Annotated in this window: 16 protein-coding genes; 13 read left to right on the top strand and 3 right to left on the bottom strand. The window is 71.4% G+C overall.

The features are described 5' to 3' along the window. Window positions 1-86 precede the first annotated feature (86 nt). Entirely contained in the window at window positions 87-323 is a 237-nt protein-coding gene (locus AC0NH5_RS15525) for a hypothetical protein (RefSeq protein ID WP_474404114.1), read from the top strand. Here AC0NH5_RS15525 and AC0NH5_RS15520 read toward each other — a convergent pair. Beyond that, on the bottom strand, window positions 313-2472 hold the full coding sequence (locus AC0NH5_RS15520) for an elongation factor G-like protein EF-G2 (RefSeq protein WP_474404112.1): 2160 nt from the start codon (window positions 2470-2472) through the stop codon (window positions 313-315). The genes AC0NH5_RS15525 and AC0NH5_RS15520 overlap by 11 nt on opposite strands. A 201-nt stretch (window positions 2473-2673) precedes the next feature. Here AC0NH5_RS15520 and pgsA point away from each other — a divergent pair, with 201 nt between their 5' ends. From pgsA to AC0NH5_RS15500, 4 genes are read left to right on the top strand one after another with little or no spacing between them, the layout of a single operon-like run. Continuing rightward, window positions 2674-3297, top strand: a complete 624-nt coding sequence (gene pgsA / locus AC0NH5_RS15515; RefSeq protein ID WP_474404111.1) for a phosphatidylinositol phosphate synthase — start codon at window positions 2674-2676, stop codon at window positions 3295-3297. Then, window positions 3294-4160: a phosphatidylinositol mannoside acyltransferase gene (locus AC0NH5_RS15510; RefSeq protein ID WP_474404109.1), complete on the top strand. Its 867-nt coding sequence runs from the start codon at window positions 3294-3296 to the stop codon at window positions 4158-4160. Before pgsA ends, AC0NH5_RS15510 begins: the two co-directional genes overlap by 4 nt. Before the next feature lie 18 nt (window positions 4161-4178). Next, on the top strand, window positions 4179-5333 hold the full coding sequence (locus AC0NH5_RS15505; RefSeq protein ID WP_474404107.1) for a glycosyltransferase family 4 protein: 1155 nt from the start codon (window positions 4179-4181) through the stop codon (window positions 5331-5333). Between the two features lie 25 nt (window positions 5334-5358). Then, entirely contained in the window at window positions 5359-5907 is a 549-nt protein-coding gene (locus AC0NH5_RS15500; RefSeq protein ID WP_474404105.1) for a hypothetical protein, read from the top strand. 6 nt (window positions 5908-5913) lie between these two features. On the opposite strand, the gene pdxS is transcribed toward AC0NH5_RS15500, so the two are convergent. Continuing rightward, complete coding sequence (gene pdxS / locus AC0NH5_RS15495; RefSeq protein WP_474404103.1) at window positions 5914-6810, bottom strand: pyridoxal 5'-phosphate synthase lyase subunit PdxS; 897 nt, start codon at window positions 6808-6810, stop codon at window positions 5914-5916. A gap of 171 nt (window positions 6811-6981) precedes the next feature. On the opposite strand from pdxS, the gene pdxT reads away from it, so the two are divergent. After that, entirely contained in the window at window positions 6982-7587 is a 606-nt protein-coding gene (gene pdxT, locus AC0NH5_RS15490) for a pyridoxal 5'-phosphate synthase glutaminase subunit PdxT (protein WP_474404102.1), read from the top strand. 19 nt (window positions 7588-7606) lie between these two features. Next, the gene (locus tag AC0NH5_RS15485) at window positions 7607-8359 is read left to right on the top strand and encodes a YebC/PmpR family DNA-binding transcriptional regulator (protein WP_474404099.1); all 753 of its coding nucleotides are present in this window, start codon (window positions 7607-7609) and stop codon (window positions 8357-8359) included. Between the two features lie 82 nt (window positions 8360-8441). Here AC0NH5_RS15485 and AC0NH5_RS15480 read toward each other — a convergent pair whose 3' ends face one another. Continuing rightward, window positions 8442-8981 (bottom strand): hypothetical protein, encoded by a 540-nt coding sequence (locus tag AC0NH5_RS15480; RefSeq protein WP_474404097.1) that lies wholly within the window; start codon window positions 8979-8981, stop codon window positions 8442-8444. A 99-nt stretch (window positions 8982-9080) separates the two neighbouring features. Between AC0NH5_RS15480 and ruvC the strand changes: the two genes are divergently transcribed. The 6 genes from ruvC to secF all read left to right on the top strand — a co-directional run bounded on the left by ruvC (window position 9081) and on the right by secF (window position 15053). Then, window positions 9081-9608, top strand: coding sequence for a crossover junction endodeoxyribonuclease RuvC (ruvC, locus tag AC0NH5_RS15475; RefSeq protein ID WP_474404438.1), 528 nt, complete (start codon window positions 9081-9083; stop codon window positions 9606-9608). Further along, complete coding sequence (gene ruvA, locus AC0NH5_RS15470) at window positions 9605-10210, top strand: Holliday junction branch migration protein RuvA (RefSeq protein ID WP_474404095.1); 606 nt, start codon at window positions 9605-9607, stop codon at window positions 10208-10210. The genes ruvC and ruvA overlap by 4 nt, the downstream gene beginning before the upstream one ends. After that, entirely contained in the window at window positions 10207-11253 is a 1047-nt protein-coding gene (ruvB, locus tag AC0NH5_RS15465) for a Holliday junction branch migration DNA helicase RuvB (protein WP_474404094.1), read from the top strand. The genes ruvA and ruvB overlap by 4 nt, the downstream gene beginning before the upstream one ends. 147 nt (window positions 11254-11400) lie before the next feature. Next, window positions 11401-11775, top strand: coding sequence for a preprotein translocase subunit YajC (yajC, locus tag AC0NH5_RS15460; RefSeq protein ID WP_474404092.1), 375 nt, complete (start codon window positions 11401-11403; stop codon window positions 11773-11775). 160 nt (window positions 11776-11935) lie between these two features. Further along, complete coding sequence (secD, locus tag AC0NH5_RS15455; RefSeq protein ID WP_474404437.1) at window positions 11936-13837, top strand: protein translocase subunit SecD; 1902 nt, start codon at window positions 11936-11938, stop codon at window positions 13835-13837. Between the two features lies 1 nt (window position 13838). Continuing rightward, entirely contained in the window at window positions 13839-15053 is a 1215-nt protein-coding gene (secF, locus tag AC0NH5_RS15450) for a protein translocase subunit SecF (RefSeq protein ID WP_474404090.1), read from the top strand. The last annotated feature ends 64 nt before the right edge of the window (window positions 15054-15117 follow it).

The following is a 15117-nucleotide window of genomic DNA, read 5'->3' as shown; positions in this document are numbered from 1 at the left end:
CCGCTGAGTTACGACCGCCGGGACGTGGCCGCGCAGAAGGATCTGGTGCGGGCGGCCTTCGCGGCGCGGCCGGCGTCGGCGCCTAGGTGCTGGCGGAGGAGCTGGCGAAGGCGGACGGCGGCTACGAACGTGTCCTCCGGTCGTACGTCCACCAGAACTTGATCTTCGGCCGCCGGGTGGCCGCCCGGATGGTCCCCGCGAGCCGCCTGGCGATCACCTTCCGCAATTACGGCATGCGCACGCTGCGCTTCCGCCCGTGCAAGAAGAAGGTGATCGACAGGATGCCGGCGCCGATGCACGCCGCGAACGCGATCAGTGTTTAGCGTGCTCCTTGCGGACCGCGTCGGCCAGGTGCGCCGGCATCGGCTCGTGCCGGATGTAGTGCCGGGTGAACGTGCCGGTGCCCGAGGTGAGGGCGCGCAGCTCCACCGCGTACCGGACCAGCTCGGTGGCGGGCACCTCGGCGCGGACCAGGCTGGGTTCGCCCTCGCCGCCGGACTCGCTGCCGAGCGGGCGCCCGCGCCGGCCGGAGAGGTCGCTCATCACCGCGCCGACGTAGGACTCCGGCACCCGTACCACGATCTCGTCGAGCGGCTCCAGGAGGGTGAGCTGACCGTTCTCGGCCGCGGCGCGCAGCGCCAGCGCGCCGGCGGTCTGGAACGCGGCGTCCGAGGAGTCCACGCTGTGCGCCTTGCCGTCGTAGAGGGTGACCTTCAGGTCGACCACCGGGTAACCGGCCGCCAGACCGCGCTCGAGCTGGGCGCGGACGCCCTTCTCCACCGACGGGATGTAGTTGTGCGGCACCGCACCGCCGACAACCTTGTCGACGAACTGGAAACCCTCGCCGCGCGGCAGGGGCTGCACCTCGATGTCGCACACCGCGTACTGGCCGTGGCCGCCGGACTGCTTGACGTGCCGCCCGTGCCCTTTCGCCGCGCAGCCGAACGTCTCGCGCAGCGCCACCTTCACCGGCTCGGTGTCCAACTCGACGCCGCCCGAGCGGAGCCGGTCCAGGACCACGTCGGCGTGCGACTCGCCCATCGTCCAGAGCACCTGCTGATGGGTCTCCGGGTTGCGCTCCAGGCGCAGCGTCGGATCGCCGGCGACCAGCTTGGCCAGGTTCTTGGCCAGGGCGTCCTCGTCCGAGCGGGTCTTCGCCACCACGGCGATCGGCAGCAGCGGCTCGGGCATCCGCCACGGCTCCATCAGCAGCGGGTCGTCCTTGCCGGAGAGCGTGTCGCCGGTCTCCGCGCTGCCCGACTTGGTGATCGCGCAGAGGTCGCCGGCCACCGCGTACGGCACCTCGCGCAGCTGCGCGCCGAGCGGGGAGTAGACATGCGCGACCCGCTCGTCGGCGTCGTGGTCGGGGTGGCCGCGCTCGGCCATGCCGTGCCCGGAGACGTGCAGCGTCAGGTCCGGGCGCAGCGTGCCGGAGAAGACCCGGACCAGCGAGACCCGGCCGACGTGCCGGTCGATCGTGGTGCGCACCACCTCGGCCACGAGCGGGCCGTCCGGGTCGCAGACCAGCGGCGGCCGGGGCGAGCCGTCCACCCCGGTGACCACCGGCAGGTCGTGCGTAAGCGGTGACGGCGCGGCGTTGACCAGCCCGTCGAGCAGCGCGTCCAGGCCGACGCCGGTGGCCGCGCAGACCGGGATGACCGGATAGAAGTTGCCCCGGGACACCGCCTTCTCCAGGTCCGGCACGAGCGCGGCGGTGTCGATCAGCTCGCCGCCCAGGTAACGGTCCATCAGGGTCTCGTCCTCGCTCTCCGCGATGATCCCCTCGATGAGCGTGTTCCGGTCGTCGGCGATCGGGTTGAGGTGCTCCGGCTCGGCCTCACCGGCCCGGGGCGGGTAGCCCTCGGAGTAGTCCAGCACCCGCAGGGTGACCAGCCCGAGCAGGCCGGCGATCGACTGGCCGTCGTCGCCGAGCATCGGCTGGTAGATCGGCATGACGTTTTCGCCGAACGCCTCCTGGCAGTCCTGCAGCGTCTCCTCGTAGTCGGCGCGGGGGTGGTCGAGCCGGGTGATCGCCACGGCGCGTGGCATGCCGACCGCCGCGCACTCCTCCCACAGCGCCACGGTGGAGTCGTCCACACCGTCGACCGCGGAGACCACGAACAGCGCGGCGTCGGCGGCCCGCAGGCCGGCCCGCAGCTCCCCGACGAAGTCCGCGTACCCCGGGGTGTCGAGGAGATTGATCTTGACGTCCTGGTGCGTCAGCGGCGCGCAGGAGAGCGCGACCGAACGCTGCTGCCGGACCGCCGCCGGATCGTTGTCGGTGACCGTGGTGCCGTCGGTGACGGTGCCCGCCCGCGGGATCGTGCCCGTGGCCGCGAGCAGCGCCTCGACGAGAGTCGTCTTCCCGGCGCCCGAGTGGCCCACCAGCACCACGTTGCGAACTCTGCCGGGATCTGTCACCACCGGCGCGGAGACGCCGGCGAGTCCCTTCTCCGAAGTCTTCTGCGCCATGCCGAGCGCTCCTGTCGTTCCAGTTCGTTACGCCGCTGTTCTGCAAATCCCACACCCGGGCATGTATCGGCCGCAAGGAGTCTCGGCCCTGCAACTGTGCCGGATGGTGACGATTCAACCCTGCCCGATGGTGACGATCCGGCCACCCCCGGGCCCGCGCGTGTGCCACCGCTGGTCGCACGCCGTTATGGTGGGACGGCCATGGCAAAGATCGTTCAATCGACGGCGCGCGCCGTCGTCGCATACGGGGTCCAGCCGACCGCCCGTTTCCTGCTCCGCGTCGGCGTCACACCCAACGCCGTCACCGTCGCCGGCACCATCGGTGTGTTCATCGGCTCGTATTTCGGTGCCCAGGGTCACCTGCTCTGGGGCACCGTGATCGTAACCGCCTTCGCTCTCACCGACGCCCTCGACGGCACAATGGCCCGCATCCGGGGCGGCACCGGGAAGTTCGGGGCGCTCCTGGACTCGTCCATGGACCGGCTCGCCGACGGCGCCGTGTTCGGCGCGGTCGCCTATTACCTGCACACCGAGGGCAATCCGTACGGCGGTGTGGTGGCCGCGCTGATCAGCCTGGTCGCCGGCCAGGTCGTGTCGTACGTCAAGGCCCGCGCGCAGAGCCTGGGGCTGAACGCCGACGTCGGTGTCGCCGAGCGTCTCGAACGGCTGCTGATCGTCGGTGTCGGTGGCCTGCTCGGTGCGGCCGGCCAGGACTGGGGCCTGCCCGCGGCGCTCTGGGTGCTCGCGGCCCTGTCGCTGTTCACCGTCTTCCAGCGGCTGGTCAGCGCGGCCCGCTCGGACGTCGACGAGGCGCCGGCCGCGTGAAGGACCGACTGATCGAACTCGGCTACACGGCGGGGTGGCGCGTGGTCCGCGCGCTACCGCTGCCGGTGGCCCGCGCGCTGTTCACCCGGGCCGCCGACCGGGCGTGGAAGGCGAACGGCCCGGCCACCCAGCGGCTGCGGCGCAATCTTCAGCAGGTGGCCGGCGCCGACATGCCGGACACCCTGGTCCGGGACGGGCTGCGGTCGTACGCCCGGTACTGGATGGAGGCGTTCCGCCTGCCGTCGCAGAACCGGCAGCAGTTCCTCGACGGCTTCTTCATGGCCCCGGACGACTACCGCCGGATGAAGCAGATCGTCTCGGACGGCACCGGCATGGTGCTCGCCCTGCCGCACGTGGCGAACTGGGACGCCGCCGGCGCCTGGGTGTCCTCGCACGACTGGCCGCTGATCACGGTCGCCGAACGGCTCAAGCCGGAGGGCGTCTTCGAGGCGTTCCTGGCCTACCGCGAGAAGCTCGGCATGAAGGTGCTGCCGCTGACCGGCGGCGAGCGGCCCCCGCTCGACGTGCTCGGCGAGCACCTGGCGAAGGGCTGGCTGGTGGCCCTGCTCGGCGACCGCGACCTGTCCCGCTCCGGCGTCGAGGTGCGGTTCTTCGGCGGGCGCACCCGGATGCCCGCCGGACCGGCGATCCTGGCCATCCGCACCGGCGCGCCGCTGTTCGCGGTCGACATGTGGTTCGAGGAGACCCGGGTCGGGGCGCGCCTGCGGGAGGTCGTCCCGCCGGCCGGCGGCCCGCTCGACGAACGGGTCAGGCAGACCACGCAGATGCTGGCCGACGCCTACGCGGCCGGCATCGCCGAGCACCCGCAGGACTGGCACATGCTCCAGAAGCTCTGGCTCTAGGGCCCGGGAGGACCTGCCATGCGGATCGGGATCGTCTCGCCCTACTCGTTCGACGTCCCGGGCGGCGTGCAGAACCACATCATGGACCTCGCCGAGGCGCTGATCGGCCTCGGTCACGAGGTCAGTGTGCTGGCACCCGCCGACGACGACGGCGAGCTGCCGCCCTACGTGGTGTCGGCGGGCCGTGCCGTGCCCCTGCCGTACAACGGGTCGGTCGCCCGGATCGCGTTCGGCCCGGTCTCCACCGCCCGGGTCCGGCGCTGGTTGGCCAAGGGGCGGTTCGACGTGCTGCACGTGCACGAGCCGATCTCGCCGAGCCTGTCGTTCCTGGCCGTGGTCTCCTCGCGCGGCCCGGTCGTCGCCACCTTCCACACCGCGATCATCAGGTCCCGGGCGCTGTCCGCGGCGCAGACCTTCGTGCAGCCGGTGGTGGAGAAGATCACCGCCCGGATCGCGGTCAGCGAACTGGCCCGCAAGGTGCAGGTCGAACACCTCGGTGGCGGCGCGGTGGAGATCCCCAACGGGGTCGCGGTGGCGAAGTTCGCCTCGGCCGAGCCGATGCCCGGATGGCCCGGCCAGGGTGGGGCGCTGGGCTTCCTGGGCCGTTTCACCGAGCCGCGCAAAGGCTTCCCCCTGCTGCGTACGGCCTACGTGTCGCTGGCCCGGCAACGTCCCGGGCTGCGCCTGCTGGTGGCCGGCCCCGGCGACCGCGACGAGCTGTACTCCGACATCCCCGCCGACCTGCACGACCGGGTGGAGTTCCTGGGCCTGGTCTCGGAGGCCGACAAGGCCCGGATGCTGCGCAGCGTGGACGTCTACGTGGCGCCGAACACCGGCGGCGAGAGCTTCGGCATGATCCTCACGGAGGCGATGGCCGCCGGGGCCGCGATCGCCGCGAGCGACCTGGACGCGTTCCGGCGGGTGCTGGACGGCGGCCGGGCCGGCGCGCTCTTCCCGAACGGCGACGCGGCCGCGCTCACCACCCTGCTCGGTGATCTGCTCGACGACCCGCGCCGGAGGGCTGAGCTGTCGTCCTGCGCCCGGACGGCGGTCGCCGCGTTCGACTGGCCGAGCGTGGCCAACCGGGTACTCGAGGTGTACGCCACCGCGATCGAGGCCACCGACGGACGTGTTTTCGACGACGTTCAGGCCGACCACGGCAAGGGCATGTGACAGCCGGACACGATCCGGCACTACGATGCCCCGCATGTGGTGGGTGGTGGGAGTCGTCGTGCTGGCCGCGATCTTCTCGGCGTACCTCGGCTGGACCGCTCAGCGCGTCGAACGGCTGCACGTCCGGGCGCAGTACGCCGAGCGTGCCCTCGACGCGCATCTGATGCGCCGGGCCGCGGCCGCCGCGGTGGTCGCCGAGCAGGGCGAGTCGGTGGAGCTGTACGCCGCCGCCCGGCTGGCGCTCGACGCCGAGCCGGGCGACCGCGAGTCGGCCGAGAACGACCTCACCCGCCAGCTGCGGACCGTCCGGCTGGACCCGGCCGATCCGGCGGCGCGCACCCTGATCGCCAGCAGCCGCCGGGTGGTGCTGGCCCGGCAGGTGCACACCGACCTGGTCCGTGACGCGCTGAGCGCCCGCCACCGGGTGCTGGTCCGGGTGCTCGGCCTGACCCGGCGGCACCCGCGCCCGGAGTACTTCGACATCGTCGAGCCGGTGCTGCCCGACCTGCCCCCGGTGGTGCTGCCCACCCCGGCCCGGCCGCAGGAGGGCCCGGTCCCCGCCGCGCCCGTTTAGATCAGGTCACCAGCCGCGCTCGCTGAGGCGGTGCGGGACCGGCTCGTCCTCGACGTTGATGCCGACCATGGCCTCGCCGAGACCGCGGGACACCTTGGCGATCACGTCCGGGTCATCGTGGAAGGTGGTGGCCTTGACGATGGCGGCGGCGCGCTGGGCCGGGTTGCCCGACTTGAAGATGCCGGAGCCGACGAACACGCCCTCGGCGCCGAGCTGCATCATCATGGCGGCGTCGGCCGGGGTGGCGATGCCGCCGGCGGTGAACAGCACCACCGGCAGCTTGCCGGCTTCCGCGATCTCCTTGACCAGCTCGTACGGCGCCTGCAGCTCCTTGGCGGCGACGTAGAGCTCGTCCTCCGGCAGCGTCTGCAGCCGGCGGATCTCGGCGCGGATCCGGCGCATGTGCGTGGTGGCGTTCGAGACGTCGCCGGTGCCGGCCTCGCCCTTCGAGCGGATCATGGCCGCGCCCTCGGTGATCCGGCGCAGGGCCTCACCGAGGTTGGTGGCGCCGCACACGAAGGGGACGGTGAACTGCCACTTGTCGATGTGGTTCGCGTAGTCGGCCGGGGTCAGCACCTCGGACTCGTCCACGTAGTCCACGCCGAGCGCCTGGAGCACCTGGGCCTCGACGAAGTGGCCGATCCGGGCCTTGGCCATGACCGGGATCGACACCGTGCCGATGATGCTCTCGATCATGTCCGGGTCGGACATCCGGGAGACACCGCCCTGCGCCCGGATGTCGGCCGGCACCCGCTCCAGCGCCATGACGGCGACGGCGCCCGCGTCCTCGGCGATCTTGGCCTGTTCCGGGGTGACCACGTCCATGATCACGCCGCCCTTGAGCATCTCCGCCATGCCGCGCTTGACGCGGGCGGTACCGATGGCGGGCTGGGTCTCAGACATGGCGTTTCGGCTCCTCATGCAGGGTTTCGGTAAACCGGATCCTACGAAGCCGCGCGGTGCCCACCGATAGCCAATCGACCTGCCGGTGGCCTTCATCGGCCCCCGGGCGGCCTCCGCCGGCCCGCCGGCCCAGCAGCGCCGGGACCTGGTGCGGGTGCCTAGAGTTGGGGCGTGAACATCGGAGTGCTGGCCCTGCAGGGCGACGTGCGTGAACACCTGTCCGCGCTGGCCGAGTCGGACGTGCTGGCCCGCCCGGTCCGCCGGCCCGAGGAACTCGCCGACGTCGACGCCCTGGTGATCCCCGGCGGCGAGTCGACCGCGATCAGCAACCTGGCGATCTCGTTCGGCCTGCTCGAGCCGGTCCGGCAGCGCATCGCCGCGGGCATGCCGGTCTACGGCTCCTGCGCGGGCATGATCATGCTGGCCCGGACCGTGCTGGACGGCCGGCCGGACCAGCAGTCGTTCCAGGGCATCGACATGACGGTGCGGCGCAACGCGTTCGGCCGGCAGGTCGACTCGTTCGAGGCCGCCGTCGCGATCGACGACGTCGACGGCGATGACTTTCATGCGATCTTCATCCGCGCGCCCTGGGTCGAGGAGGTCGGCGAAGACGTGCGGGTGTTGGGGCGCGTCAAGGGCGGGCCCGCCGCCGGTAGGATTGTGGCCGTCCGGCAGGGGAACCTGCTCGCCACGGCTTTCCACCCGGAGCTCACCGGCGACCTTCGCGTCCACCGGTACTTCGTCGAGATGGTCCGCCAGGCCGCAACCGTACGGTAGGTAGACACGGAGGTTACGCATGTCCGGCCACTCCAAGTGGGCGACGACCAAGCACAAGAAGGCCGTCATCGACGCCAAGCGCGGCAAGATGTTCGCCAAGCTCATCAAGAACATCGAGGTCGCGGCACGGACCGGCGGTGGTGACCCTTCGGGTAACCCCACGCTCTACGACGCCATCCAGAAGGCGAAGAAGTCCTCGGTCCCGAACGACAACATCGACCGCGCGGTCAAGCGCGGCTCGGGCCTCGAGGCTGGCGGCGCCGACTGGCAGACGATCATGTACGAGGGGTACGGCCCGAACGGCGTCGCCATCCTGATCGAGTGCCTCACCGACAACCGGAACCGGGCGGCGACCGAGGTCCGCACCCGGCTGACCCGCAACGGCGGCACCTTCGCGGACGCCGGCAGCGTGTCGTACCTGTTCAACCGCAAGGGCGTGGTGATCGTCCCCAAGGGTGAGCTGAGCGAGGACGACGTGATGCTCGCGGTGCTCGACGCCGGCGCCGAGGAGATCAACGACCTGGGCGACAGCTTCGAGGTGGTCAGCGAGCCGACCGACCTGGTCGCGGTGCGCACGGCGCTGCAGGGTGCCGGGATCGACTACGACTCGGCGGAGTCGTCGCTGGTGCCGACGATGACCGTGCCGCTCGACGAGGAGGCCGCCCGCAAGGTCTTCAAGCTGGTCGACGTGCTCGAGGACTGCGACGACGTGCAGAACATCTACGCGAACTTCGACATCCCCGACGAGGTCATGGCCGCTATCGACGCGTGACCATTCCGCATTGGCTGCGGCCGATGCGTGTGAACTCGGCGAGTTCCGATCCGTGAAACGGACGGGGCTCGCCGAGATCGCTTTACGCCCCGGCGGTGCCGAGCCAGGAGAAGTACTGGATCAGACCGCCGACCAGGAGCACGCTGCCGCCGACCACGCGCGCCACCGCGCGCCACTGGCTCCGGCGCCAGGCGTGCACCCAGGCGATCTCCGCGTCGGCCAGTGCGTCCAGGGCCGCTCTGGTCGTACCCGGAAGAACCGCGGCCTTGCGCAACGCCAGGCTGCCGGCCGTCATGACCGGTTGGACCACCACCTGATCGAGCGGCCGCAGCACGCGCACCTCGACCTCGTAGACCTGGTCCTCACGCCACTGCGCGGTGCGCGCAGTCAGGCGCCGCCGCAGATAGATCCCGGCCGCGTCGGCGCCGGTCAGCCGGCCCCACCAGTGCACCCGGCGCCAGTGCCCGGCCAGGTCGGTGAGCACGTCAAGATAGAGCGCGTCGGACGCCCCGGCGCCACCGACCAGCCGGGCGACCTCGGCGCGCAGGTTACCGGCGTGGGTGGCGACGAAGGCGACGAAGTCCGGTGGCGGCTCGTCGTCCATCGGCGGCACGAGGTGCATGACTACCTCCCGGATCCATCGTCGAGGCGTGTCGGCGGCGGGCGCAAGTGGAGGCCGTACTAGGGTGTCGAACACACGTACGCGAGGGGGAGGTCCGTGGTGCGGGTGCTCGGCATCGACCCGGGGTTGACGCGGTGCGGCGTCGGCGTCGTCGAAGGGGTGCCGGGGCGGCCGGGCAAGCTGATCGCGTACTACGTGGTCTACACCGAGCCGGACGACGACATCGCGCTGCGACTGCTGCACCTGGACCGCTCGCTGACCGACCTGGTCGCCGAGCACAAGCCGGAGAGCGTCGCCGTGGAACGGGTGTTCGCCCAGCACAACACCCGGACCGTGATGGGCACCGCCCAGGCCAGCGCGGTCGCCGTGCTGGCCGGCGCGCGGGCCGGGCTGCCGGTGCAGACCTACACCCCGAGCGAGGTCAAGGCCGCCGTGACCGGCTCCGGCACGGCCGGGAAAGCACAGGTCACCGCCATGGTCACCCGCCTGCTGAGCCTGGACGCCCCGCCCCGCCCGGCGGACGCGGCCGACGCCCTCGCCCTCGCCATCTGCCACATCTGGCGGGGAGGCACCCGCGCCAAGATCCAAGCCGCGGCTCTCGCGGCCGCACGCAGGAGCAGCCGATGATCTCGCACGTGCGCGGTGCGGTCACCGCGATCTTCCCGGACAGCGCCGTGGTCGAGGTCGGCGGCGGCGTCGGCATGCGCGTCATGTGCACGCCGAACACGCTCGCCTCGCTGCGCACCGGCGCCGAGGCCAGCCTCGCCACCAGCCTCATCGTCCGGGAGGACTCGCTCACCCTCTACGGCTTCGCCGACGACGACGAACGACAGCTCTTCGACCTGCTCCTGACGGCCAACGGCGTCGGGCCCCGGATCGCCCAGGCGGTCCTCGCGGTGCACAACCCCGAGGCGGTACGACGAGCGATCGCCGGCGGAGACCTGGCCGCCCTGACCCAGGTCCCGGGCATCGGCAAACGCGGCGCCGAGAAACTCGTCGTGGAGCTGAAGGGCAAGATCGGCCCGATGGCCGTCAACAGCAGCGGCTCGGCCGGCCTGCTCGCCGGCGCGTGGCAGGACCAGGTCCGGCAGGGCGTGCTCGCGCTCGGCTGGAGCGCCGCGCAGGCCGATCAGGCGGTTGCCGCGGTCGCCGAGACCATCGACGGCGAGACGCCGCCGGTGCCGCTGCTGCTGCGCCAGGCGATCCGGCTGCTGGGCAAGACCCGATGAGCGAGGAGATCGTCTCCCCGTTCGCGGAGGACGAGGACCTCGACGCCGAGGCCAGCGTCCGCCCCCGGCGGCTGGCCGACTTCATCGCCCAGCACCGCGTCCGCGACCAGCTCGAGCTGCTCCTCAAGGGCGCGATGGGCCGCGGCACGCCGCCCGACCACATCCTGCTCTCGGGCCCGCCTGGCTTGGGTAAGACCACGCTGGCGAACATCGTGGCGGCGGAGCTGGGCAGCGGGATCCGGACCACCAGCGGTCCGGTGATCGAGCGCTCCGGTGATCTGGCCGCGATCCTGACCGGGCTGGCGCCGGGCGATGTGCTGTTCATCGATGAGATCCACCGCATCGCGAAACCGGCTGAGGAATTGCTGTACAGCGCGATGGAGGACTTCCGGGTCGACGTGGTGGTCGGCAAGGGGCCGGGTGCCACCGCGATCCCGCTGGACGTGGAGCCGTTCACACTGGTCGGCGCGACCACCCGGGCCGGTCTGCTGTCCGGGCCGATGCGCGACCGGTTCGGGTTCGTCGCGCACCTGGACTTCTACTCGCCGGCCGACCTGGACGCGCTGCTGCACCGGTCGGCGCGGATCCTCGGCGTGCCGATCACGGCGGCGGGCGCGGCCGAGATCGCCGGCCGGTCCCGGGGGACCCCGCGGATCGCCAACCGGCTGCTGCGCCGGGTGCGTGACTTCGCCGAGGTCCGCGCGGACGGCGTGGTCACCGAGGAGGTGGCGAAGGCGGCGCTGCAGGTCTACGACGTCGACGCGCTCGGGCTGGACCGGCTGGACCGGGCGGTGCTGCGCGCGCTGATCGAGTCGTTCAAGGGCGGGCCGGTGGGGCTCTCCACGCTGGCCGTGGCGGTGGGGGAGCAGTCCGACACCGTCGAGGAGGTGTGTGAGCCGTTCCTGGTGCGGGCCGGGCTGCTGGCGCGCACGCCGCGCGGCCGGGTGGCGACCGAGGCCGGCTGGGCGCACCTCGGAAAGACGCCGCCGTCGGACGGGCGGCCGGGTGTTTTTCAGGGTGACCTGTTCGCCCGGGACACCTGATTGTTGCTCGTGATGCGAACGTGACGTGTGCCGCATTCGTTATCCCAAGGTTGACCTATTAGACTCGCCGCCGTTCCAACCGGAATCGGCATATCGCCCCGGCGCCCACCCACCCGTCGCGCCGACGGCTTACGGAAGGCTTTCTTCGTGCTCCACGCAGCTGAGCAAGCGAGCGGCGGGAATTTCTCGTTCTTGCTGATCCTCGCCCTCCTCTTCGGGTTCATGTACTTCGTCATGATCCGCCCGCAGCAGAAGCGGCGCAAAGAGGCCATCGCGATGCAGAACTCGCTCGGCCCGGGCGACGAGATCGTCACGATCGGCGGCCTGCACGGCACGGTCGTGGCCGCCGACACCGAGGTGGTGACCCTCGAGGTCGCGCCCGGCGTCGAGGTGCGGTTCGCCCGCCCGGCGATCGCCCGTGTGGTGAGCAAGGCCGGTGACGTCATCCCGGAGCCGGACGTCGTCGAAACCACCGCGGACGAGCCAGAGAGCCCGGTCGTGGAGCCCCGCAAGCAGGACTGAACGAAGAACGCCCCCGGACCGGCCCGCGGCGCCACTAAGCGGGTCGGTCCGTCAGGCCGCCGTCACACCACGACGGCGCGTCATTGATTGATCACGCCGCGCCCCACGCGGCCGTAGCGCAGGGAGACCCAACGCCGTGGCACGACCACCTCAGGGACAGATGCATCCTGGACGGCAACTCGCCGTGCTCGGTCTGGTCTTCGTCGTCCTGTATCTGCTCGTCTTCTTCGCCGGTAACGCCAAGGGCAGCCTCACCGACCGGCTGGAGCCGAAACTGGGCCTGGACCTGGTCGGCGGCACGCAGGCCACGTACATCGCCTCGCAGCTGGGCGCCCCGCCCACCCAGGAGGCGATGGAGACCGCGAAGGAGATCATCGAGAGCCGCGTGAACGCGCTCGGTGTCTCCGAGGCCGAGGTGGTGATCCAGGGCAACAACACCATCGTCGTCTCGCTCGCCGGTGAGGCCGACGACCAGCTCAAGGATCTCTCTCAGGCCGCGAACATGCGGTTCCGCCTGCTGACCGGCGTGACCGGCGACGTGGCCTCGGTGGCGCTCAACCCGCCGTCGCCGTCCGCCGCGCCGAGCGGCAGCGGCGCGCCCGCGCCGGCTGCCAGTGGCGCCGCTCCGGCAGCCTCCGGCGCCGCGCCCGAGGCCAACCCGGGCCCGTCGGCCGGCGGCCAGGGTGGTGGCGCGCCCGCGCCGTCCGCCTCCGCCGGTGCTCCCGCGCCGTCCGCCGCCGCGCCGGTGCCGGCTCCGTCCGGGTCGGCCGCGCCGGCTCCGCAGACCGCGGACCAGAAGGCGCTGCTCGCCGAGGTCCGCAAGAAGGTGGGCCCGCAGGCCTGGGCCGCGGCCGAGAAGCTGACCGCGCCGGTGGACCTCTCCGCCGACCCGAAGGCCGGCCAGCCGTTCAAGGCGTTCGCCACGCTGACCGGCCCCGAGGTCGCGGTGCTGAGCCCGCAGATGCAGTTCAACGTCCCGACGATCAGCTGTGCGCAGCTGAACGCGCGGCCGAACGGCTCGATCGACGACCCGAACTCGCAGGTGGTCTCCTGTTACGAGGACACCGCCAAGGTCCTGATGGACAAGGCCGAGGTGGTCGGCGACGACATCGCCAGCGCCAGCCCGCAGATCGACCAGACCACCAGCCAGTCCGTGGTCTCGCTGGACTTCAAGAGCGAGGGCCAGCGCAAGTGGACCGAGCTGACCCGTAAGGCGTTCAACGCCACCCAGAGCGACCCGTGCTTCGTCGCGGTCAGCTCGCTCTACGGCCAGGCCGAGCACTGCGCCGTCGCGGTGGTGCTGGACAAGGAGATCCTCTCCGCGCCGCAGATCCAGGGCGTGCTGAGCGGTCAGTCCCAGATCACCGGTGACTTCACGCCGGTGACCGCGAAGCAGCTCGCCGACCAGCTGAACTTCGGCGCCATCCCGGTCAACTTCGAGGCCGGCCCGATGCAGACTGTCTCCGCGACGCTGGGCCTGCAGCAGCTCGAGGCGGGTCTGCTCGCCGCCGCGATCGGCCTGGGCCTGGTGGCGGTGTACGCGTTCTTCTACTACCGGCTGCTGGGCTCGGTCATCTTCCTGAGCCTGGGCCTGTCCGCGCTGCTCACCTTCGGCGCGCTGGTGTTCCTCGGCCGGACGATGGGCTTCACCCTGACCCTGGCCGGGATCGCCGGTTTCATCGTGTCGCTGGGTGTCGCGGCGGACTCGTTCGTCATCTACTTCGAGAGATTGAAGGACGAGATCCATGAGGGCCGGTCGCCACGCAGCGCGGTGCCCCGGGCCTGGCTCCGGGCCCGCCGGACGATCATCTCGGCCAACATGATCACCATCCTGTGTGCGGCGGTGCTCTACATCGTCTCGATCGGCGCGGTGCAGGGCTTCGCGTTCGCGATGGGCCTGTCGGTGGTCCTCGACCTTCTCGTGGTCTTCCTCTTCCGTCACCCGATCATGACGATGCTCGCCAGCACCAAGGCGTTCATGTCGCCGCGGGTCAGCGGCCTGGGCCGCGTCCTGCGCACCCAGTCCGAGGAGACCACCTCCTCGCGCGTGAAGGAGGCCTGACATGGCCCGTCCCGGACTCGCCACCCGCCTGTACCAGGGTGAGGCGAACCTCAACATCGTGGGCCGCCGCAAGCTGTGGTTCGCCATCGCCGCCGCGCTGGTGGTCATCTCGCTCGGCAGCATCCTGATCAACAAGTTCCAGCTCGGCATCGAGTTCTCCGGCGGCACGTCGTTCACCGTGCCGGTCAGCACCGCGCAGGGTGAGCTGACGCAGACCGAGGCTCAGGAGGCGGTGGAGCGGGCGGTCCAGTCGGTCGACCCGGCCGCCGAGATCGGCGCGGCCCAGCAGGTCGGCAACGGTGCTGACGCCAGCTACACGGTCCGCGCCTCGGCGCTCAGCCCGCCGGAGGCGGAGGAGGCGAAGGCCGCCCTGGTCGAGGACCTCGGTGTCAACGCCGACGACGTGAGCGACAACCAGGTCTCCGCGGCCTGGGGCGGCGCGGTCACCGAGAAGGCCGTACTCGGTCTGGTGATCTTCCTGGTGCTGGTGGTGGCGTACCTGATCGTGCGGTTCGAGTGGCGGATGGCCATCGCGGCCCTCGCCTCGCTGCTGCTCGACCTGACGCTGACCGCCGGTGTCTACTCGATCGTCGGGTTCGAGGTGACGCCGTCCACGGTCATCGGCTTCCTGACGATCCTCGGTTATTCGCTGTACGACGTGGTCGTGGTCTTCGACAAGGTGCAGGAGAACACCCGCGGCATCACCGGCGGCAGCACGCGGACCTACGCCGAGGCGACCAACCTGGCGGTCAACCAGACGCTGATGCGGTCGCTGAACACCGGCCTGGTGGCGCTGCTGCCGGTCGGCGGCCTGCTCTTCATCGGCGCCGGCCTGCTCGGCGCGGGCACGCTGAAGGACCTCGGCCTGGTGCTGTTCGTCGGCATGGGCTTCGGCGTGGTCTCCTCGATCGTGTTCGCCGCCCCCGTGCTGAGCTCGCTCAAGGACCAGGAGCCCAAGATCAAGGCGCACACCGCCCGGGTGCTCGCCCGGCGCGCGCAGCGCTCCAGCGACGTGGCGCCGAAGGGCGAGCGGACCCGGACGGCCAACGTCACCGAGTCCGACGCCCCGGTGCTGGCCGGTAGCGCAGGCAGCGCCGGCAACGCCGCGGCCGGCAACGCGCCCCGGCCGGGCGCCCGGCCGGTGGCCAAGCGCAACACCACGAACCGTGGCGGCGGAGCCGGCAACCGGCCCAGCGGCGGCGGCAAGCGGCGCTGAGCCCTGGCCCGTGTAACGGCCCGCCACCTTCGGGTGGCGGGCCGTTTCCACTTGACTAGGCTGT

The sequence above is a fragment of the Actinoplanes sp. 13 genome, assembly GCF_056134165.1.
The sequence above is the reverse complement of the archived record's forward strand: the minus strand, read 5'-3'. Positions and strand labels throughout refer to the sequence as shown.

What these genes read in the sequence shown, in the direction of transcription:
- AC0NH5_RS15520 (WP_474404112.1), bottom strand. Translation starts at nt 2,472, where the DNA reads ATGGCGCAGAAGACTTCGGAGAAGGGACTCGCCGGCGTCTCCGCGCCG.
- pgsA (WP_474404111.1), top strand. Translation starts at nt 2,674, where the DNA reads ATGGCAAAGATCGTTCAATCGACGGCGCGCGCCGTCGTCGCATACGGG.
- AC0NH5_RS15505 (WP_474404107.1), top strand. Translation starts at nt 4,179, where the DNA reads ATGCGGATCGGGATCGTCTCGCCCTACTCGTTCGACGTCCCGGGCGGC.
- AC0NH5_RS15500 (WP_474404105.1), top strand. Translation starts at nt 5,359, where the DNA reads ATGCCCCGCATGTGGTGGGTGGTGGGAGTCGTCGTGCTGGCCGCGATC.
- pdxS (WP_474404103.1), bottom strand. Translation starts at nt 6,810, where the DNA reads ATGTCTGAGACCCAGCCCGCCATCGGTACCGCCCGCGTCAAGCGCGGC.
- AC0NH5_RS15485 (WP_474404099.1), top strand. Translation starts at nt 7,607, where the DNA reads ATGTCCGGCCACTCCAAGTGGGCGACGACCAAGCACAAGAAGGCCGTC.
- AC0NH5_RS15480 (WP_474404097.1), bottom strand. Translation starts at nt 8,981, where the DNA reads ATGCACCTCGTGCCGCCGATGGACGACGAGCCGCCACCGGACTTCGTC.
- ruvA (WP_474404095.1), top strand. Translation starts at nt 9,605, where the DNA reads ATGATCTCGCACGTGCGCGGTGCGGTCACCGCGATCTTCCCGGACAGC.
- ruvB (WP_474404094.1), top strand. Translation starts at nt 10,207, where the DNA reads ATGAGCGAGGAGATCGTCTCCCCGTTCGCGGAGGACGAGGACCTCGAC.
- secD (WP_474404437.1), top strand. Translation starts at nt 11,936, where the DNA reads ATGCATCCTGGACGGCAACTCGCCGTGCTCGGTCTGGTCTTCGTCGTC.
- secF (WP_474404090.1), top strand. Translation starts at nt 13,839, where the DNA reads ATGGCCCGTCCCGGACTCGCCACCCGCCTGTACCAGGGTGAGGCGAAC.